The sequence below is a fragment of the Sulfurivermis fontis genome (assembly GCF_004001245.1).
GTDB classification, from domain to species: Bacteria; Pseudomonadota; Gammaproteobacteria; order Thiohalomonadales; family Thiohalomonadaceae; genus Sulfurivermis; species Sulfurivermis fontis.
Window position 1 is genome coordinate 186,493 of the sequence record NZ_AP018724.1, and the last position, 18,220, is coordinate 204,712.

Annotated in this window: 17 protein-coding genes; 10 read left to right on the forward strand and 7 right to left on the reverse strand. The window is 65.9% G+C overall.

What is annotated here, in order from left to right; translation table 11 throughout:
- Nucleotides 1-259 precede the first annotated feature (259 nt).
- The 3 genes from EP379_RS00935 to EP379_RS00945 are packed head-to-tail and all read left to right on the forward strand — an operon-like array spanning nt 260 to nt 2,317.
- Nucleotides 260-697 carry a hemerythrin domain-containing protein gene (locus EP379_RS00935; protein ID WP_127474834.1) on the forward strand — a complete coding sequence of 146 codons (438 nt, stop codon included), beginning with the start codon at nt 260-262 and terminating at the stop codon, nt 695-697.
- Entirely contained in the window at nt 694-990 is a 297-nt protein-coding gene (locus tag EP379_RS00940; protein WP_127474836.1) for a DUF2249 domain-containing protein, read from the forward strand. Before EP379_RS00935 ends, EP379_RS00940 begins: the two co-directional genes overlap by 4 nt.
- Before the next feature lie 28 nt (nt 991-1,018).
- Nucleotides 1,019-2,317, forward strand: coding sequence for a hypothetical protein (locus EP379_RS00945; protein ID WP_127474838.1), 1,299 nt, complete (start codon nt 1,019-1,021; stop codon nt 2,315-2,317).
- A 1-nt stretch (nt 2,318) separates the two neighbouring features.
- On the opposite strand, the gene EP379_RS00950 is transcribed toward EP379_RS00945, so the two are convergent.
- The gene (locus tag EP379_RS00950; protein WP_172600332.1) at nt 2,319-4,109 is read right to left on the reverse strand and encodes a lysophospholipid acyltransferase family protein; all 1,791 of its coding nucleotides are present in this window, start codon (nt 4,107-4,109) and stop codon (nt 2,319-2,321) included.
- Nucleotides 4,110-4,310: 201 nt separating this feature from the next.
- On the opposite strand from EP379_RS00950, the gene EP379_RS00955 reads away from it, so the two are divergent.
- The gene (locus EP379_RS00955; RefSeq protein WP_127474842.1) at nt 4,311-5,132 is read left to right on the forward strand and encodes a UDP-2,3-diacylglucosamine diphosphatase; all 822 of its coding nucleotides are present in this window, start codon (nt 4,311-4,313) and stop codon (nt 5,130-5,132) included.
- Nucleotides 5,133-5,213: 81 nt separating this feature from the next.
- Nucleotides 5,214-6,482 (forward strand): GGDEF domain-containing protein, encoded by a 1,269-nt coding sequence (locus EP379_RS00960; RefSeq protein WP_127474844.1) that lies wholly within the window; start codon nt 5,214-5,216, stop codon nt 6,480-6,482.
- Between the two features lie 128 nt (nt 6,483-6,610).
- Here EP379_RS00960 and ggt read toward each other — a convergent pair whose 3' ends face one another.
- The 3 genes from ggt to coaD all read right to left on the reverse strand — a co-directional run bounded on the left by ggt (nt 6,611) and on the right by coaD (nt 9,126).
- Complete coding sequence (ggt, locus tag EP379_RS00965) at nt 6,611-8,266, reverse strand: gamma-glutamyltransferase (RefSeq protein WP_127474846.1); 1,656 nt, start codon at nt 8,264-8,266, stop codon at nt 6,611-6,613.
- A gap of 69 nt (nt 8,267-8,335) precedes the next feature.
- Nucleotides 8,336-8,587 carry a YfhL family 4Fe-4S dicluster ferredoxin gene (locus tag EP379_RS00970; protein ID WP_127474848.1) on the reverse strand — a complete coding sequence of 84 codons (252 nt, stop codon included), beginning with the start codon at nt 8,585-8,587 and terminating at the stop codon, nt 8,336-8,338.
- 59 nt (nt 8,588-8,646) lie between these two features.
- The gene (gene coaD, locus EP379_RS00975) at nt 8,647-9,126 is read right to left on the reverse strand and encodes a pantetheine-phosphate adenylyltransferase (protein WP_127474850.1); all 480 of its coding nucleotides are present in this window, start codon (nt 9,124-9,126) and stop codon (nt 8,647-8,649) included.
- A 141-nt stretch (nt 9,127-9,267) separates the two neighbouring features.
- Between coaD and EP379_RS16460 the strand changes: the two genes are divergently transcribed.
- Entirely contained in the window at nt 9,268-10,521 is a 1,254-nt protein-coding gene (locus tag EP379_RS16460) for a BPSS1780 family membrane protein (RefSeq protein ID WP_197722830.1), read from the forward strand.
- Between the two features lie 7 nt (nt 10,522-10,528).
- Here the strand turns inward: EP379_RS16460 and rsmD are convergent, their stop codons facing one another.
- From rsmD to EP379_RS00995, 3 genes are read right to left on the reverse strand one after another with little or no spacing between them, the layout of a single operon-like run.
- Nucleotides 10,529-11,092, reverse strand: coding sequence for a 16S rRNA (guanine(966)-N(2))-methyltransferase RsmD (gene rsmD, locus EP379_RS00985; RefSeq protein ID WP_127474853.1), 564 nt, complete (start codon nt 11,090-11,092; stop codon nt 10,529-10,531).
- Nucleotides 11,093-11,112: 20 nt separating this feature from the next.
- On the reverse strand, nt 11,113-12,417 hold the full coding sequence (locus EP379_RS00990) for a M16 family metallopeptidase (RefSeq protein ID WP_172600333.1): 1,305 nt from the start codon (nt 12,415-12,417) through the stop codon (nt 11,113-11,115).
- Nucleotides 12,418-12,465: 48 nt separating this feature from the next.
- Nucleotides 12,466-13,851, reverse strand: a complete 1,386-nt coding sequence (locus tag EP379_RS00995) for a M16 family metallopeptidase (RefSeq protein ID WP_127474855.1) — start codon at nt 13,849-13,851, stop codon at nt 12,466-12,468.
- 115 nt (nt 13,852-13,966) lie between these two features.
- Between EP379_RS00995 and ftsY the strand changes: the two genes are divergently transcribed.
- The 4 genes from ftsY to EP379_RS01015 all read left to right on the forward strand — a co-directional run bounded on the left by ftsY (nt 13,967) and on the right by EP379_RS01015 (nt 18,105).
- On the forward strand, nt 13,967-14,947 hold the full coding sequence (gene ftsY / locus EP379_RS01000) for a signal recognition particle-docking protein FtsY (protein WP_127474857.1): 981 nt from the start codon (nt 13,967-13,969) through the stop codon (nt 14,945-14,947).
- Between the two features lie 82 nt (nt 14,948-15,029).
- Nucleotides 15,030-15,701, forward strand: a complete 672-nt coding sequence (ftsE, locus tag EP379_RS01005) for a cell division ATP-binding protein FtsE (RefSeq protein WP_127474859.1) — start codon at nt 15,030-15,032, stop codon at nt 15,699-15,701.
- Nucleotides 15,701-16,690, forward strand: coding sequence for a permease-like cell division protein FtsX (gene ftsX, locus EP379_RS01010; protein WP_232023946.1), 990 nt, complete (start codon nt 15,701-15,703; stop codon nt 16,688-16,690). Before ftsE ends, ftsX begins: the two co-directional genes overlap by 1 nt.
- A 92-nt stretch (nt 16,691-16,782) precedes the next feature.
- Complete coding sequence (locus EP379_RS01015) at nt 16,783-18,105, forward strand: response regulator (protein ID WP_127474861.1); 1,323 nt, start codon at nt 16,783-16,785, stop codon at nt 18,103-18,105.
- Nucleotides 18,106-18,220: the final 115 nt, after the last annotated feature.

Sequence of the window (18,220 nt, forward strand, 5' to 3'; positions counted from 1 at the left end):
CCGCTGCGCTGGATAAGCGATCGGCTTAGGAAGCTCTGAATAAGTTCAGGCCTTCCCTTATCCAGCGCAGCGGCCTTCCTTGCGACATATCGCTTTCTGAATCTGCACCATCTTGGGGCGGGTTCATCCCCCCGTTGCCGCCTGCGCCGGCCCCCGCTATGCTGCGCACCCGCCGGCAGCGGGTGTTTTGACCTTCATCAATGCACAGCGCTTCCCGCCGGCGAGATCATGCCTCTCCACAGTGTCGAGGACCCCTGCAATGACCACTATCACCGCCTATATGGAGAACGACCATCGCCGTTGCGACGAGTTGTTCGCCGCGGCCGAACGGCTGGTGGCTGCCGGCGAGTGGAGCGCCGCGGCCGAATCCTATGGCAAGTTTCATCAGGCCATCGAACATCATTTCAGCATGGAAGAAGACGAACTGTTCCCTGCCTTCGAGGCGGCGACCGGCAGCACCCTGGGACCGACCCAGGTGATGCGCATGGAACACGGCCAGATGCGTTCACTGTTTCAGCGCATGGACAAGGCCCTCACGGCCAAGGATATGGAAGAGTATCTCGGTGCCTCCGATACACTGCTGATCCTCATGCAGCAGCACAACATGAAGGAAGAGCAGATGCTCTATCCCATGAGCGAGCGTGCCCTGAACGGCGGTGATGCCGTGCTGCAGCGCATGCAGTCTATGGGGGGATGATGCCGCGCGGTGTCGAGCGCAACATCGATGTGAGTGCCCTCGGTCCACCCGAACCGCTGGTGCTGACCCTGGCGGCGGCAGAACGGTTGCAGCCAGGTGAATTTCTGCGTATGCACCACCGCATGAAGCCCTGCCATTTGTATGGCGAGCTGGAGTGTCGCGGTTATGGCCATGATACGCGGCGCACCGTTGACGGCATGTGCGAGGTATTCATCTGGCGTCAGGGGGATGAGGTGGCGGCCGCAGCGGCGCAAGACGCGGCACAGGCCCTGGCTGCCTGGCCGGCAAATTGATGGTCTGCCGGTTTTTCTTGTCCGAAGCATGACTCCCAGTACCGCACTCCTCAGTCTGGAACAGACACCACCCCTGGCGGTGCCGCTGCGTTTTTTTCTCACGGCGCCGCTGTTCGGCCTCGCCGCCGCCCTGCTGGCGCTGTGGATCGGGCCGGGCCACCTGGGTTCGCGCTGGCAGCCGGGCGTGCTGGCCTTTACCCATCTGCTCACCCTCGGCTATCTGGCGATGGTGATGTTCGGTGCGCTGTTCCAGTTGCTGCCGGTGCTGGTCGGTGTGCGGCTGCGCTGGCCCTTGCCTACCGCCCGGGTGATACACGGTCTGCTGGTGGCCGGGACGCTGCTGCTGGTGACGGCGTTCCTGCGCGATACCGCCGGCTGGTTCGTTGCCGCTGGGCTGGTGCTGGGACTGGCCATCGGTACGTTTGTCGCCGTCATCGGGCATGCCCTGTGGAATGCCTGTTCGGTGCACGATACCGTGTGTGCCATGAAGCTGTCGCTGACTTCGCTCGGCGTCACCCTGATCCTCGGTCTGTGGCTGGTGCTGGGGCATGTGGACAGCGAACTGGGTCCGCGTGCCGTACTGATCGATCTGCATCTGTCCTGGGGCCTGCTGGGCTGGGCCGGCCTGCTGCTGGTGGGTGTGGCCTATCAGGTGGTGCCGATGTTCCAGATTACGGCCGAATACAAGCCGCGTCTGCGCCACTGGCTGCCCTGGGCCGTCTTGCTGTTACTCATCGTCTGGTCCCTGGCCTTTCTGCATCTGCCGCGCCTTGCCTGGGTGCCGGGGCTGGGACTCGCTGCCGTGTTTGCGATGTTTGCACTGGTGACGCTGCAACTGCAGCGTCACCGCCTGCGCCGCCTGCCCGACGTGACGGTGGACTTCTGGTATCTCGGCCTGTTGTGCCTGCTGGCGGCGGCAGGATTGTGGCTGGTACATCAGGGCTGGCCGCAGGCCATGACGGCCGCGCTGTTTCAGCTCTGGTGGGGTGTGTTGGTGGTGGTGGGGGCCGTTGTCGCACTGATCAGCGGCATGCTCTACAAGATCGTGCCGTTCCTGGTCTGGCTGCATCTCAACAATCGCATGCAGGAGGCCGGGCGGTGGCAGGGCAATCTGCCCACCATGCGCCAGGTGATTGCCGAGCGGCAGGCCCGCCGTCATCTCTACCTGCACGGGGCGGCGACGGTGTTGCTGTTGCCCGGCCTGGTATGGCCGTGGCTGTTCTATCCGGCATTGCTCGTGCTGGCCGGTGCCTTTGCCGCGCAGTGGTGGAACCTGCTCGGTGCAGCGCGTACCTACCGCAGCCTGCTGCGCAGCGCGGGGTTGTAGCTCAGGCCGTCTCCACCTGCACGCCGTGGCGGATGCGAAAGCGCTCCGCCGCCTCTCTACCCATGTACTTGGCCAGCACCTTGCCATCGGTCTGGCGCAAGTCGACCATGATCAGGCCATCGAGTGCGTTGTTGAACGCCTCGTCGACATTGAAGCCGAGAATCCGTCCGCCCAGCTTGAGGTATTGGCGCAACAGTACCGGCACACCCTTCTCGTCCGCCTCGATGGCGGAAACCAGTTCCGACAGCTGCTCCAGATCGGCCGGTGTGCTGCCTTGCGGCCAGGCCGGACGCAAAGGGGCGCGGAACGGCCGGCGCGGGCGGACATAGCGCGCCAGTTGCGGCAGGGAGTTGTTGGCGCGCAGGAACTGCACCAGCAATTGCTGTGACTGGGTGGCATAGTCGCCGCTGATGCTCACCGGGCCGAACAGGGTGTGATAACGCGGGTGGCGGGCGATGAACTGGCCGATACCTTTCCACAGCAGCAGCAGCGGCGAATAGCTGCGCTGATACTCCGGGCGTACAAATGAACGGCCCAGCTCGATGGCCGGAGCGATCTGCTGCAGCAGGCGACGGTGATAGCGGAATAGCGAGTGGGTGTAGAGGCCGTGCGGGCCGAAGTGCCGCACGATCTCGTCGGCCAGGCCCAGGCGATAGGCGCCCACCACCTGCTGGTTCTGACGATCCCAGATGAACAGGTGCAGATAGTAGGCGTCGTACAGGTCGATGTCGCGGCTGCGGCCGGTGCCTTCGCCGACGGCGCGGAAGGTGAGCTCGCGCAGGCGCCCGAGTTCCTGCAACAGCCACGGGATCTGGCCGGCGCGCGCATACCATACCTGCAGCTCGCCACTGTCATCCAGCCGTTGTTCCGGCGGCAGTGCCGCCACCTCGGCGCAGAGCAGCGGGGTGGCGACGGCATCGGCGATGGGCTCCAGCGGGCGCGTACCGTTCGCCGCCGGACGCGCGTCGCGTTGTGCCGCCAGGGCATAGCAGCGCAGGCGCAGCTGTGCCGTCAGGGCGGTGTCAGCGAGGGATTTCAGCCGGGCAAACGGGATCGGCTGGCCGATGCGCGGTGCGATGGTGCGGTTGCGCTTGTTGAGCAGTTCGCGCGGCAGCAACGCGGTGCGCAGGTGTGGGTGCACCAGGCCGGCGAGATGGAACAGCAGGCTGTTGCTGCCGGGGAAATAGACTGGCAGCACCGTCGCCCCGGTGCGGCGCACCAGTCGTGCCACCGTGGTGTGCCACTGTGGATCGGTGGTGGTGCCGTCGAGGTGACGGTGCGATACCTCGCCGGCGGGGAATACCACCAGCAGGCCGCCCTGCTCCAGATGTTGCAGGGCCTGGCGGAGCGGCCGCCGGTTGCGCCGGGTGGCATCCTCGCCACCGAACGGATCAACGCTGAGGAACAGTTCGCGCAGTTCCGGAATGCGTTCCAGGAAATGATTGGCCAGAATCTTGACGTCACGGCGCACGTAACGCAACAACCGCGCGAGTATCACGCCCTCCAGGGCACCGAAGGGGTGGTTGGCCACCACCACCAGCGGGCCATGCACCGGTACGCGCTGCAGCATTTCCGTCGAGCAGTGCACGCGGATGTTGAAGGCGTCCAGGGCCTGTTGCAGAAACTCGTCGCAATCCGCCGCCGGCGGCAGGGCCTGGTACATGCGGTCCAGCCGCGCCAGGGCGCTGGCCTGTTCCAGTGTGCCTTCCAGCAGGCGGTCGAGTTCGGCGTGGCGCGTAAGACGCAGGCTGCCGTTGAGGCGGAAGGGATGGGCGCGCTCGCACGCGGTCATGATGTTTCTCCATGGCATCAACGATGGTGGCGCAACGGTAAAACGTCGGGATGACGGCGGGATGACGAAAATGCTGCGGTTTCGAGTCGGGCCATGTGTTGTGGTGGGAGCACTGCTTCTTGATTTCTTAACCTTTCCGTAGCGTAGCGGTCACAACGGGCAGGCACAGTCGGCGCAACATCAGCCACGGGGAGTGCCGCCATGAGCCGGTTGCAGCTGCGCGCCATTTTCATCTCCGACATCCATCTCGGCACGCGTGATGCGCAGGCCGAGCATCTGCTGGATTTTCTGCGTCATAGCGACAGCGAGTATCTCTATCTGCTCGGTGACATCGTCGATTTCTGGAAGGCGCGCAGCGGCTGGTACTGGCCGCGCCTGCACAGCGAGGTGGTGCAGGCGATACTGGAGAAGGCGCGCCATGGCACCCGCGTGGTGTATGTGCCGGGCAATCACGATGAATGGCTGCGCGATTACGCCGGAGCTGAATTCAACGGCATCGAGGTGCGTCAGGGACTGGTGCACGTCACCGCCACCGGCAAGCGCCTGCTTTTGCTGCATGGCGACGAATTCGACAGTGCGGTGCGTTGCAACCGCCTGCTCGGTCATGTCGGCAGTGGCTTTTATGATGTGCTGCTGTGGCTCAACCGTCTCTACAATCATGCCCGGCGCCGGCTGGGTTTTCCCTACTGGTCCCTGTCGGCTTGGATCAAAGGCAGGGTGAAGAATGCGGTGGCCTATGTGGCGCGCTTCGAGCAGGCAGCGTTGCACGAGGCCGAGCGGCATCACGTGGACGGCCTGGTCTGTGGCCACATCCACCAGCCGGCCCTGCGGCAGGAACAGCCGCTGTGCTACGCCAATGCCGGCGATTGGGTGGAGCATTGCAGCGCGTTGGTGGAGACGCCGCAGGGCGAGTTGTGTCTGATCCACTGGGCCGCCGAAAGTCTGCATTGGGTGGGTGAGCCGAGTGCGCCCGCTACAGTGAGCGCGCCGGTCGGCGCATGGGCCAAGCCACCGGCCACATAATCCTGCAAATTGCCGGTTTATTTTCGGGCCAGCGGCGCTATACTCCCGCCATTGCACGGTTGGCAGGTATGGCCTTCACGGATGAAAATCTCCCCCTTCATGTCCGGGGCGGCGGTGGCGGTGACATTGCTGGCGTTGACCCTGATTCTCGATACGCAGGAGCGGCAACGGCAGGCTGAGCTTCAGCAGGCCGCAGTGGTGCAGGAGTTGCGCCTGTTGACCGCGCGCGTCGAGAGTCTGCTCGACAAGTACCTCTACCTGGGCAGCGGTATCGCCGCCTATGTCGCCACTCATCCCGATGTTTCCGCCCGCGACTTTTCCGCCCTGATGCAGCGGCTGGCCGAGGGCGATGCCCTGCTGCTCGGCATGGTATTGCTGCGCGAGGGACAGCCCAGCCACGTGTATGCCGCCCCGCCCCGGCTCACCCCCACCGCTGCCGGTGCCGTGCTGCGCCTGGTGCGGCCGGTGACCCTGCCGGACAGTGGCGGAACCCGCCTGTGGGGAATGATGGAAATCGATCTGGATCGCAATGAATTGCTGGCCCGGGCCGGTTTGCCGCGCCCGGGTACGGCGGTGGAGATCGCCGTGCGCAATGAAAACGGCCGCCTGCTGGCCGGGACGGCGGCAGTATTTGCGGCGGCACAGGCACAAGGCGCGATTACCTTCCCCGATGGGCGCTGGGAATTGGCCGGCCGCATTACGGCAGCGGCCGTCGACTGGCCCTGGTTGTTGATGCTGGGCACGGTGATCGCGGTGCTGGCCGGCCTCCTGACCTGGTGGCTGCGGCAGGAGCAGATGGCTACCCATCGTCTGGCACTGCACGATTGCCTCACCGGCCTGCCCAACCGCCGCCTGTTGCAGGATCGTGTGCAGCAGTCCTGTGCGGCAGCGGCCCGTTCACGCCGCCAGCTGGTGCTGATGTATCTCGACCTGGATAACTTCAAGCCGGTCAACGATACCTATGGTCATCATGCCGGTGATGCGGTGCTGTGTGCGGTGGCGCAGCGCCTTAAGCACTGTGTGCGGCGCAGCGATACCGTGGCGCGGGTGAGCGGCGACGAATTCGTGCTGGTGCTGGAGGACCTGGCCGAGGCCCGCGAGGCGGAGGCGGTGGCCGACAAGGTGCTGGCCATGTTTGCCCGTCCCATCATGGTGGGCGAACACGCCTTCGTGCTCGGCTGCAGCATCGGCCTGGTGGCAATGGAGGCGGGCTGTGACGTGGACGAGGCCCTGGTGCGGGCCGACAACGCCATGTATCAGGCCAAGCGTGACGGCAAGAACAGCTACCGCTGGTATGTCAACGAGCCGGAGCCGCTCAAACTAGAAGTGGCTACCGAAACGGCGGTGTGAACGATGTCTGGATACAGGAGAAAATACAAGGAAGTGTGTGCGCTGCGCGCACGGTTGCATCGCTCAAGACAGTACTCGCGGTGCGAGTGCCTTCACGGGCACCTTTTCTCTTTCCTCTTGTAACTGCCTCAGCGCACCACGGCCGAGCCCTCGCCGCGCGGGTCGCTGGCGGCCAAGACGCGGCCGCCCTTCCTGTCCCACCACACCGCCTGCATGTTGCCCCAGGGCAGCTGTGCCTGTTGCAGGGCGTGGCCACGCAAGATCAGTTCGTCCTGTATCTCCGCAGTCAGCGCGCCGGGCTCGAACTGCACCGTGTCGGGCAGGTACTGGTGGTGATAGCGCGGCCGCGTCACCCAGGCGGCCGGCTCGCGGCCGGCGGCAAACTCCAGAACCCCGAGCAGCACCATGGTGATGATGCGGCTGCCGCCCGGCGTGCCGAGGATCGCCGTGCCGCCGGGGCCGTCGACGAAGGTCGGCGTCATGCTCGACAGCGGCCGCTTGCCCGGGGCGATGGCATTGGCCTCGGCGCCCATCAGGCCGTAGGCGTTGGGCACGCCGGGCTTGGCGGAGAAGTCATCCATTTCGTCGTTGAGCAGCACGCCGCTGCCCTCCGGCATGAAGGCGGCGCCGAAGGGGTAGTTGATGCTCAGGGTGGCGGCGACCCGATTGCCTTCGCGGTCGAGGATCGACAGGTGGGTGGTGTGAAAACCGCCCGCTGCGGCAGCGACGCCGGGCAGGTCGCGGCTGGGCGTGGCCCGCTGCGGGTCGATGCCGGCGCGCAGCTGTGCGGCGTAGGCCGGGTCGGTGAGGCGGGATACGGGGACGCTGACGAAGTCGGGGTCGCCGAGGTATTCGGCGCGGTCGCGGTAGGCGCGGCGCATGGCCTCCACGGCGAGGTGCACGCGGTCGGCCTCGTCCAGGGTATCCCAGTCGTAGCCGGCGAGAATGTTGAGCATCTGCAGCAGGGCGACGCCGCCGGAGGAGGGCGGGGCGGCGGTGGTGATGGTCAGTCCGCGGTACTGGCCGCGCAGCGGCGCCCGCTCCACTACCCGGTAGTCGTGCAGGTCCTGCGCGCTCCATAGGCCGCCGGCAGCCTGCACGCCTTGCAGCAGCGCCTGGGCGGTGGGGCCTTCGTAGAAGCCGGCGTGGCCGGAGCGGGCCAGCCGCTCCAGGGTGGTGGCGAGCTCCGGTTGGCGGAGGCGGTAACCCAGGGGCGGCACGGCATTGTCGTGCAGGAACGTCCGTGCCGCAGCGGGCGAGGCGCGCAGGGCCTCCAGGCGGAATGAGGCCATACGACGGTAGTGTTCGCTTACTTCAAAGCCTTCGCGGGCGTGGCGGATGGCGGGGGCAAGGCTCTGCCGCAGGGGCAGGCGACCGTAGTGTCGAGCGATATGCACCAGCGCCGCCGGGGTACCGGGGATGGCGGCGGCCAGGGCGCCGTCCATGGACAGGCCTGCTACCACGCCACCCTTCTCATCCAGGTACATGTCGCGGCGGGCCGCCAGCGGCGCCCGCTCACGGCCGTCGACCATCACTTGGCGACCGTCTTCGGCGCGGTGCAGCAGCCAGAAACCGCCACCGCCCAGACCCGAGCCGTAAGGCTCCACCACGGCCAGGGTGGCGCTCACCGCCACGGCGGCATCGAAGGCGTTGCCGCCGGCGGCGAGGGTTTCGTGGCCGGCGGCGGTGGCGAGGGGGTGGGCGCTGGCGATGGCCGCGGCCGGCGGAGTGACGGCGTGTGCCGGTGCCAGGGCGAGCCAGAGCAGGAACAGCAGGCGGCGCATGAGGTTCTCCCGAAAACGACAAGGCCCCGCAGGGCGGGGCCTTGGATACAGCGCGGCAGCGTGGCGGGTTTAGCCGCCCTTTTGCAGACGCTCGTACTTGGCCAGCAGCTGCTCGTAGGTTTCCACGTGGTTGGGGTCCTTGGGGATGCAGTCCACCGGGCAGACTTCCACGCACTGCGGGGTGTCGTAGTGACCGACGCATTCCGTGCACAGATTGGGGTCGATGACGTAAATGTCGTCGCCTTGCGAGATGGCGCCGTTGGGGCACTCGGGCTCGCACACATCACAATTGATGCACTCGTCGGTGATCATCAGTGCCATGGACTTCTAACCTCCTGCTGACGGGCGCCGTGGCGCCGATGGATACGATGCGCACTATATTAGCGCAATCTGTTTTGAAGTGCAGCCAGCACCTTGGGGTGGACGAAGGCGGAGACATCGCCGCCGAGGGAGGCCACCTCCTTGACCAGGCTGGACGAGATGAAGGCATAGTTTTCCGCCGGAGTGAGGAACAGGGTTTCCACTTTGGGTGCCAGCCGCCGGTTCATGCTGGCGAGCTGGAATTCGTACTCGAAATCCGACACGGCGCGCAGGCCGCGCAGGATGACCTGGGCCCCCCGCTGCTGCACATAATCCGCCAGCAGGGTGTCGAAGCCGCACACCTCGACATTGGACAGATCGGCCAGTGCCGCCTGCGCCATGGCGACGCGCTCTTCCAGCGTGAAGGCCGGCTGCTTTTTCGAGCTGGCGGCGATCGCCACCACCACCTTGTCGAACAGGCGTGCCGCGCGTTCGATGATATCGCTGTGCCCGTTGGTGATCGGGTCGAAGGTACCGGGATAGATGGCCGTGACGGGCATGGGGGCGTTCGCTGCAGTGACGGGCCACAAGCATACCATGTCGTCACTAACCGCAAGTAACCCCGCCGGTTTGACCGCGGCGGAGCGGCGTGTTAATTAGGGCGGGCGCAGGGGGCTGTGAGAACAGCATGAGGGAGAGAAATGAACAACAAATACAAGGTCGTCTACAGCGGGAAGCTCAAGGCCGGGGTCGAGGCCGAACAATTCATACAGTCCTTCATGCAGGCATTCAAGGTACCGGAGGAACATGCACGCAAGGTGGCGGCGATCACCCGGCCCACCACCATCAAGGCCGATCTCGACCAGGCGGCGGCGGAGAAATACCGCCAGGTAATGGATCGGCTCGGCATGGAGGTGCAGGTGGAGGCCATGGCGGGAGCCACGGGGCTGTCCCTGGCAGCGGTGGAGGGAGGCGCGCCGGCAGTGCCTCCCTCCGTTGCGGTGCCAGCGGCGCCGGTGGGGTCGGTGGCGGCGGGCAATGGTGAACGCTGCCCCAAATGCGGCTCGGACCGGGTGCAGGGGGATGACTGCCTGGCCTGCGGCATCATCATCTCGCGCTACCGCGAAAAGCAGGCGCGCCTGGCCGCCGAGGCCGCGGCGCAGGACAGCAATCCCTACGCCGCGCCACAATCCGACATCACCCCGCCGCGCAGCGACGATGCCGGGGCGCTGACCGGGCCGCACGGTGTACCGGCAGGGCACGGCTGGCAGTGGATTGCCGGCGGCTGGGGCCATTTCAAACAGAACCCGCTGGCCTGGATCGGCGCCGTGGTGGTGTGGGTGGTGCTGATGATGGTGCTGTCGCTGGTGCCCCTGCTGGGGTCGCTGGCAGTCAACCTGCTGACGCCGGTGCTCACCGCCGGCTTCATGCTCGGTGCCCATGAGCAGCGTCAGGGCGGCAGCTTCGAGCTGCGCCATCTGTTCGCCGGTTTTTCGCGCAACCCCGGCAGTCTGATCCTGGTCGGTGTGCTCTACCTGGTCGGCATGATCGGTATCTTCGTGGTCGTCGGTATGACGGTGGGCGGTGCGGTGTTTGCCATGGCGGGAGGCATGCAGGGCGGGGCGCGCGATGCCGAGATGGCGGCCATGATGTTGCAGGGACCGATGTTGCTCGCCGTCCTCATCGCCATGGCGCTGATACTTCCGCTGATGATGGCCTACTGGTTCGCCCCGGCCCTGGTGGCGCTGGAAGACATCAAGCCGCTGCAGGCCATGGGGTTGAGTTTCCGCGCCTGCCTGAAGAATGTGCTGCCGTTCCTGATCTACAGCCTGGCCGCCCTGGTGCTGATGATCGTGGCGATGATCCCCTTCGGCCTGGGGCTGCTGGTGCTGATGCCGGTGATGCTGGCGGCGATGTACGTCTCCTACCGCGACATTTTCTACGCGCCGGAGTGAATCCGCCTCAGGGGGCCTGCAACAGGCTGTAGCGCACCTGCCCGGCCTGTTTGCTGCGCAGCAGCTCCCAGTCCGGCAGCAGGGGCGGCTCGCCCAGTTCGGCCTCGCTTTCCACGTACACCCGCGCCCCCTCGGCGAGCCAGCCGGTGGCCAGCCGCTCCAGGCAGGTAGGCAGCAGATCCTTGCGGAACGGCGGGTCGAGAAACACCACGTCGAAGGGCTGTGGCGGACGTTGCAGAAAACTCAGCGCATCGCTGTGCACCACCCGGGCGCCGGAGGCGCCGAGCAGTTTCAGGTTCTGTTCCAGTTGTTGCACCGCGCGCCGGTCGCTGTCGACGAATACCGCCTCGGCCGCGCCGCGCGACAGCGCCTCCAGACCCAGCGCTCCGCTGCCGGCGTAGAGATCGAGACAGCGGCTGCCCGCGATGATCGGCGCCAGCCAGTTGAAAAGCGTCTCGCGCACGCGGTCGGGGCTGGGGCGCAGCCCCTCCACATCGGGAAAGCTGACGCGACGGCTGCGCCAGGTGCCGCCGATGATGCGCAGTTGGTTGTGTCCGTGCCGCGGCGGCATGGCGTTTCCTCACAAAACGATTATTGCCCGTTGCCCACGGTGACGGTGACCAGGCGCTCCGGATCGATGCGGCGCTGGAAGGCGTCGCGGATCTGCTCCGCGGTAACCGCATTCACCCGGTCGATGAAGCGGTCGAGATAGTCCAGCGACAGATCGTAAAAGGCGATCATCGCCAGATAGCCGGCAATGTCGCTATTGCTGTCGATGTTGAGCGGGAAGCCGCCGGTGATGTTTTTCTGTGCGGCCTCCAGCTCCGCAGCACTCGGGCCCTCGGCGCGGTAGCGCTCCAGCGTCGCGCGCATCACGTCCAGGGCCTCGGCGGCGGATTCGTTCCGGGTCTGCACTCCCATTTGGAACGGACCGGCCTGACGCATGGGCAGGAAGTAGCTGTAGGCGCTGTAGGCGAGGCCGCGTTTCTCGCGCACCTCTTCGGAGATGCGCGACACCAGGCCGGAGCCGCCCAGGATGTGGTTGCCCACATAGAGCGGGAAATAATCCGGGTCGCCGCGGCGCAGCACCGGCTGGCCCACCAGGATATGGGTCTGGCTCGATGGGTGTGTGATGCGTACTGTTTCGCCACTCACCTCCGCCACCGCCGGCAACGCTGCCGGTGTGCTGCCTTGCGGCAATTGCCCCACCAGCGTCTCCGCCACCTGTTCCGCCGCCGAGCGTTGCAGATCGCCGACGATGATCACGATGGCATTGCGTGCCACGTAGTAGCGGCGGTAATGGCCGAGCACATCGTCACGCCGCAGCGTGGCGACGCTCTGTGCAGTGCCGAGGGGCGGCTGGGCATAGGGATGGTTGCCGTACAGGGCGCGGTAAAAGGCACGCTCGGCAAGGGCGCCGGGATTCTGCTCCTGCGCACGCAGGCCGATCAGCACGCGCTTGCGTTCGCGTTCGAAGGCGGTGGCGGGGAATGTGGGGGCGCGCAGGATCAGGGACAGGGTATCCAGCGCCGGTTGCAGCAGGGCGGGGTCGGTCAGGCTGCGCAGCGTCACGCTGGCATAGTCGCGTCCGGCACTGCTGCCGATGCGCGCGCCGAGGGCGTCGAACTTTTCCGCGATGGCATTGGCGTCCAGTGTGCCGGCGCCCTCGGTGAGCAGGCCGGCGGCGAGATTGGCGACGCCGGGTCGTGCGTCGCGGGCGCTGCCGGCATCGAATACCACCTGCACGTCCACCATCGGCAGTTCATGCGCGGCGACGAAGTACACGCGGGCACCGTTAGCCGTTTGCCAGTGTTCGATCTGCGGCAGTGCGGCGGCGAGGGCGCTCCAGCACGACAATACCAAGACGGGCAGCAGTTTCTGTATCACAACTCTCATGTCGAAAGCCTTATTCAGCAGAGTGTGTTGGGTGCGTGCGACGTACCATCAATGACGGACGTGAACGGGGACGGGCGCCCGCGGGGGGAGGCCATCCAGCGGCTGCGGTTCGAGCACGGCGACGGTGAGGTTGTCGTCGGTGAAAAACTCGCGCGCCACCGCCATCACCTGTTCCGGTGTCACGGCGGCGATGCGCTGCGGGTATTCCTCCAGCAGGCGCCAGTCCAGGCCCACGGTTTCCATCACGCCGATCTGCATCGCCTGGTAGAACACCGAGTCCAGCTCGTAGACCTTGCCGGCGGTGACCTGGGCCTTGATCCTTGCCAGCTCCTCGCTGCTCACCGGCTCGGTCTTGAGGCGCTCGATCTGCGCCTTGATGGCCTGCTCCAGCGCCGCCACGTCATGGCCCTGCGCCGGCGTGCCGCTGAAGGCGAACAGGTCGCCGAGGCGGGCGGTGAGGGTGTAGCCGGCGGTGACGCCAGCGGCGATCTGGCTGCCGCGCACCAGTTCGCGTGTCAGCCGGGCGCTGTCGCCGCCGTCGAGCACGCCGCCCAGCACCTCCAGCGCGTAGGGCTTCCAGTCCGCATCGGCGGTTTTCAGCGTCGGCACCTTGTAACCCATGACCAGGTAGGGCAGCTCCGCCGGCGCCTTGACCACGATGCGGCGCGCGCCGCGCTGCGGCGGCTCCACGCGCGGCTTGGGCGGGGTGATGGTGCTGGGCTGGAGCGGGCCGTAGTGGCGCTCGGCCAGGGCGAAGACCTCGTTTGGCTCCACATCGCCCACCACCACCAGGGTGGCGTTGTTGGGTGCATACCAGGTCTGGTACCAGCGGCGCAGGTCGGCGACGGTGAGGTGTTCCAGGTCGTTCATCCAGCCGATGATGGGGTGGCGGTAGGGGCTGGTCTGCCAGGCGGCGGCGCCGAAGGCCTCCCAGGTGAGGGCCTGGGGGTTGTCGTCGGTGCGCAGGCGGCGTTCCTCCATCACCACCTTCAGCTCATTGGCGAACTCCTGCGGGTCCAGGGTGAGGTGGCGCATGCGGTCGGCCTCCAGTGCGAAGGCGATGGGCAGGCGCGTCTTCTCCAGTTGCTGGAAATAGGCGGTGTAGTCCTGGGCGGTGAAGGCATTTTCCCGTCCGCCGTGTGCGGCGATGAGGCGCGAGAATTCGCCCGGCGGATGGTTGGGCGTGCCCTTGAACATCATGTGCTCCAGCACGTGGGAGATGCCGGTCAGACCGTCGTGTTCATAGCTGCTGCCGACCTTGTACCAGACCTGGGATACCACCACCGGGGCGCGGTGATCTTCCTTGACGATGACCTTGAGGCCATTGGCCAAAGTGGTTTCATGTACCGGCCCTTCGCTTTTGACGGCACGCGGCGCCGTGGCGCAGCCGGCCAGCAGTGCGCCGGAAAGCAGGACAATTGCGAGTGATCTCATGTTCGGCCTTAGTGTTGCTTTGGTGTGGTGTGGCGAGGTGGTAGGATACCACCGCCCTGACAGGTAAACAGGACAGCAACCTTCCGCCCCAGGTTCCACAAAGAACTCCTACCCCATGTTTGGTTTCGGCAAGAACAAGTCCGGCGAAAAACCGGAACAACAGCAGGACAAGCCCGGCCTGCTGGCACGTCTGCGTCAGGGCCTGGCCAAGACCGGCCAGCTGCTCAACACCGACATCCGCGACCTGGTGTCGGTGGGGCGCAAGATCGACGATGAACTGCTGGAAGAGCTGGAGACGCGCCTGTTGATGGCCGACGTCGGCGTCGAGGCCACCACCACCATCATCCAGGACCTCACCAAGCGCATCTCGCGCAAGCAGCTCAATGACAGTGCCGCCCTGTTCGCCGCCCTGCGCGAGGACATGGCGGCCATCCTGGCGCCGAGCAGTCAGCCGCTCATCATCGACGCGGACAAGCGCCCCTTCGTGATCCTGATGGTCGGCATCAACGGCGCCGGCAAGACCACCACCATCGGCAAGCTGGCCAAGCGCCTGCAGGCCGAGGGCAAGAGCGTGATGCTCGCCGCGGGCGACACCTTCCGCGCCGCGGCGGTGGAGCAGTTGCAGGTATGGGGTGAGCGCAACGGCATCCCGGTCATCGCCCAGGGCAGCGGCGCCGACACCGCCTCGGTGATCTTCGATGCCCTGCAGGCGGCGAAGAGCCGCGGCATCGATGTGCTCATCGCCGATACCGCCGGCCGCCTGCACACCCAGTCCAACCTGATGGAAGAGCTGAAGAAGGTGAAGCGCGTGCTGGGCAAGCTCGATGCGAGCGCACCCCATGAGGTGCTGCTGGTGCTCGATGCCGGCACCGGCCAGAACGCCCTGCAGCAGGCCCAGCAGTTCCACCAGGCCATCGGCGTCACCGGCCTCGCCCTGACCAAGCTGGACGGCACCGCCAAGGGCGGCATCATCTTCGCCATCGCCAAGCGCCTCGGCCTGCCCATCCGCTTCATCGGCGTGGGCGAGGGCATCGACGACCTGCGCGTGTTCGAGGCCGGGGAGTTTGTCGAGGCCCTGCTGGGGAGCGACAAGTGACTACAAAGTTGCAAGTGACAAGTAACAAGTCTCAAGTGGGTTTTCTTGTAACTTGCAACTTGCAACTTGGAACTGTTTCTAAATGATCCGTTTCGCCAACGTCAGCAAACGCTACCCCGGCGGCTACGAGGCCCTGTCCGACGTGTCGCTGCACGTCGCGCCCGGCGAGATGGCCTTTCTCACCGGCCATTCCGGCGCCGGCAAGTCCACCCTGCTCAAGCTCATCGCCCTCATCGAACGGCCCACCAACGGCCAGGTGATTGTCAACGGCCAGAATCTCGCCAAGGTGGGGCGGCGGCGCATCCCCTACGTGCGCCGCGACATCGGCATCATCTTCCAGGACCATCGCCTGCTGTTCGATCGCACGGTGTTCGACAATGTCGCCCTGCCGCTGATCATCGCCGGCCACGGCCACCAGGAGATCGGCCGCCGCGTGCGTGCCGCGCTGGACAAGGTGGGGCTGCTCGGTAAGGAGAAGATGTATCCCATCACCCTGTCCGGCGGTGAACAGCAGCGTGTCGGCATCGCCCGCGCCGTGGTCAACAAGCCGCCGCTGCTCCTCGCCGACGAACCCACCGGCAACCTCGACCCGGACCTGTCGCGCGAGATCATGGGGCTGTTCGAGGAGTTCAACCGTGTCGGCGTCAGCGTGCTCATCGCCTCCCATGATCTGGAACTGATCCGCCGTCTCGGCCACCGCGTGCTGCGGCTGGATCACGGCCGCCTGGTGGGTGATACGGGAAGGGCGCAGTGATGGCCGAGACAACACGTACCCCCAATGCGCCGGAAGGCGCCCGCGTGGTGAAGATGGGTGCCGGCGCGCTGCTGCGTTCCTGGCTGCTGCGCCACGTGCAGACCTTCTTCTACACCCTGGGCCAGATCTGGCGCCGCCCCTTCAACGCCCTTCTCACCGCCGCGGTGATCGGCATCGCCCTGGCCCTGCCCGCCGGGCTGCACGTGCTGCTCGGCAATGCCCAGCAGGTGGCGCGCGGCTGGGACGGCGCCACCCAGGTATCGTTGTTCCTCAAGCGCAGCGTGAGCGAGCAGCGCGCCGAGGCCCTGGCGCGCGAGTTGGAAGCACTGCCGGAGATCGGTAGCGTGCGCTACATCTCGCGCGAACAGGCGCTGGAGGAGTTCAAGAGCCTGTCCGGTTTCGGCGATGTGTTGCAGGTGCTGGAAGACAATCCGCTGCCTGCGGTGCTGGTGTTGTTTCCCAAGGTGGAGCAGGCGCAGGGGCCGGAGGCGCTGGAGCAACTGCTGACCCAGTTGCGCGCGCGCCCCGAGGTGGACCTGGCGCAGCTGGACATGCAGTGGGTCAAGCGCATCTATGCCATGATGGACATCGTCAGTCGCGGCGTGTGGGTGCTCGGTTCGCTGCTGGGTCTGGCGGTGCTGCTGGTGGTAGGTAATACGATCCGCCTCGCCATCCAGAACCGGCGCGACGAAATCGTCATCATCAAGCTCATCGGCGGCACCGACGCCTTCATCCGCCGCCCTTTCCTCTATACCGGCTTCTGGTACGGCCTGTTCGGCGGCCTCATCGCCCTCGGCATGATCCAGGTGTCGCTGCTGTTCCTCGCCGGCCCGGTGGCCGGCCTGGCCGGGCTGTACGGCAGCGATTTCCGTCTGCACGGTCTCGACCTGCTGACCGCCCTGGCCCTGTTCAGCGGCGGCTGCCTGCTCGGCCTGCTGGGTTCCTGGCTGGCGGTGGGGCGGCACCTGCGCGAGATTGAGCCGACCTAGAATCGTTCCCCTGCGGAGCGGGCTCCTACAGGCTGTGGTATAAAAAGCACATAATAAGTACGTGATAAGCATACGAGGGGCGGAGGAGAACGATGAGCAACAGCATACTGGTGGTGGATGGTTCCACGCTGTCACGTGAACTCATCACCCGCCGCCTGGACGAGGCCCTGCCCGGCGCGCGTGTCACTGCCGTGGGCAGCGAGGCCGAGGCGCTGGAGCGGCTCGAACAGGAGCGTTTCTCCCTGGTCACCACCGCCCTGATGCTGCCCGACGCCGACGGCCTCGACCTGTGCCGCCGCATCCGCCACAGCAAGCGCCATCACTACACCCCGGTCATCGTCATCTCCAGCGACGCCGACCAGCGCCTGATCCGCGAGGGTTATGCCGCCGGCGTCACCGACTACTTCGACAAGTCCCTCGGCTTCCAGGCCTTCGGCCAGTTCATCAAGGCCTTTCTCGAGCGCAACGCCGCGCTGTATGGCCGTGTGCTCTACGTCGAGGACTCCCGCACCGTGGCCGCCGTCACCAAGGGCATGCTGGAACAGCACGGCCTGGTGGTGACCCACACCGTGGCGGTGGAGGATGCGTTGGATCTGCTGGGCAAGGCGCGGCAGGAGGACGAGCGCGGTTTCGACCTGGTGATCACCGACTTCTTCCTCAAGGGCGAGATGACCGGCGGCGACCTGCTCTACGTGCTGCGCGCGCGCCAGCACTATTCCCAGCAGGAACTGCCGGTGCTGGTGATCACCGGCAACGACGATGTCTCCACCCAGGTGGAGGTGTTCCGCGCCGGCGCCAACGACTTCGTCAACAAGCCGCTGGTGGAGGAGGTGTTGATGGCGCGCGTGCGTTCGCTGCTGCTCATCAAGCACCAGTTCGACGCCATCCGCCGCCAGGCCGCCGACATGGAGCGGCTGGCCACCACCGACGCCCTCACCGGCGTGCGCAATCGCCGCTACCTGGTGGACGAAGGCCAGGGTTTTCTGAGTCGCACACCCAAGGGCTGGGTCATCATCGTCGACCTCGACCACTTCAAGCGTATCAACGACGGCTACGGCCACCTCATCGGCGACAAGGTGCTGATGGCCATGGGCGACATCCTCAACCGCCTGTTCCCCGACGGCCTGTGCGCCCGTTTCGGCGGCGAGGAATTCGTCGTTCTGCTGCACGGCGACAAGGTACCGGTGCGTGCCGAGCACCTGCGCGCCGAGGTGGAAAAGCTCAAGCCCGCCGATGTGGACGTCACCCTCAGCCTGGGACTCGCCGCCGTCGCCGAACATCCCGGCAAGGATCTCAATGCCCTGCTCGGCATTGCCGATCAGGCTCTCTACAAGGCCAAGGCCGAAGGCCGCAACCGGGTCTACATGACCCGTGGCGATGGCCGTATCAGCCCCCTTGCTCCCGTGGCGGTCTGACGGGAACTCCCGCCCCCTATTGGCACTCTCATGTCGAGAGTGCTAAAACTACCCCACTGAGGAATTTCGCAGAGGGGATTGTGTTGCTAATTGTTGAGTGTTATGGTTGGTCTTA

Coding starts and splice junctions, on each gene's coding strand:
- EP379_RS00935 (WP_127474834.1), top strand. CDS start 260: ATGACCACTATCACCGCCTATATGGAGAACGACCATCGCCGTTGCGAC.
- ftsX (WP_232023946.1), top strand. CDS start 15,701: ATGGCCGAGACAACACGTACCCCCAATGCGCCGGAAGGCGCCCGCGTG.
- coaD (WP_127474850.1), bottom strand. CDS start 9,126: ATGCCCGTCACGGCCATCTATCCCGGTACCTTCGACCCGATCACCAAC.
- EP379_RS00995 (WP_127474855.1), bottom strand. CDS start 13,851: ATGAGATCACTCGCAATTGTCCTGCTTTCCGGCGCACTGCTGGCCGGC.
- ftsE (WP_127474859.1), top strand. CDS start 15,030: ATGATCCGTTTCGCCAACGTCAGCAAACGCTACCCCGGCGGCTACGAG.
- EP379_RS16460 (WP_197722830.1), top strand. CDS start 9,268: ATGAACAACAAATACAAGGTCGTCTACAGCGGGAAGCTCAAGGCCGGG.
- EP379_RS00990 (WP_172600333.1), bottom strand. CDS start 12,417: ATGAGAGTTGTGATACAGAAACTGCTGCCCGTCTTGGTATTGTCGTGC.
- EP379_RS00945 (WP_127474838.1), top strand. CDS start 1,019: ATGACTCCCAGTACCGCACTCCTCAGTCTGGAACAGACACCACCCCTG.
- rsmD (WP_127474853.1), bottom strand. CDS start 11,092: ATGCCGCCGCGGCACGGACACAACCAACTGCGCATCATCGGCGGCACC.
- EP379_RS00955 (WP_127474842.1), top strand. CDS start 4,311: ATGAGCCGGTTGCAGCTGCGCGCCATTTTCATCTCCGACATCCATCTC.
- EP379_RS00950 (WP_172600332.1), bottom strand. CDS start 4,109: ATGACCGCGTGCGAGCGCGCCCATCCCTTCCGCCTCAACGGCAGCCTG.
- EP379_RS01015 (WP_127474861.1), top strand. CDS start 16,783: ATGAGCAACAGCATACTGGTGGTGGATGGTTCCACGCTGTCACGTGAA.
- EP379_RS00960 (WP_127474844.1), top strand. CDS start 5,214: ATGAAAATCTCCCCCTTCATGTCCGGGGCGGCGGTGGCGGTGACATTG.
- ftsY (WP_127474857.1), top strand. CDS start 13,967: ATGTTTGGTTTCGGCAAGAACAAGTCCGGCGAAAAACCGGAACAACAG.
- ggt (WP_127474846.1), bottom strand. CDS start 8,266: ATGCGCCGCCTGCTGTTCCTGCTCTGGCTCGCCCTGGCACCGGCACAC.
- EP379_RS00970 (WP_127474848.1), bottom strand. CDS start 8,587: ATGGCACTGATGATCACCGACGAGTGCATCAATTGTGATGTGTGCGAG.
- EP379_RS00940 (WP_127474836.1), top strand. CDS start 694: ATGATGCCGCGCGGTGTCGAGCGCAACATCGATGTGAGTGCCCTCGGT.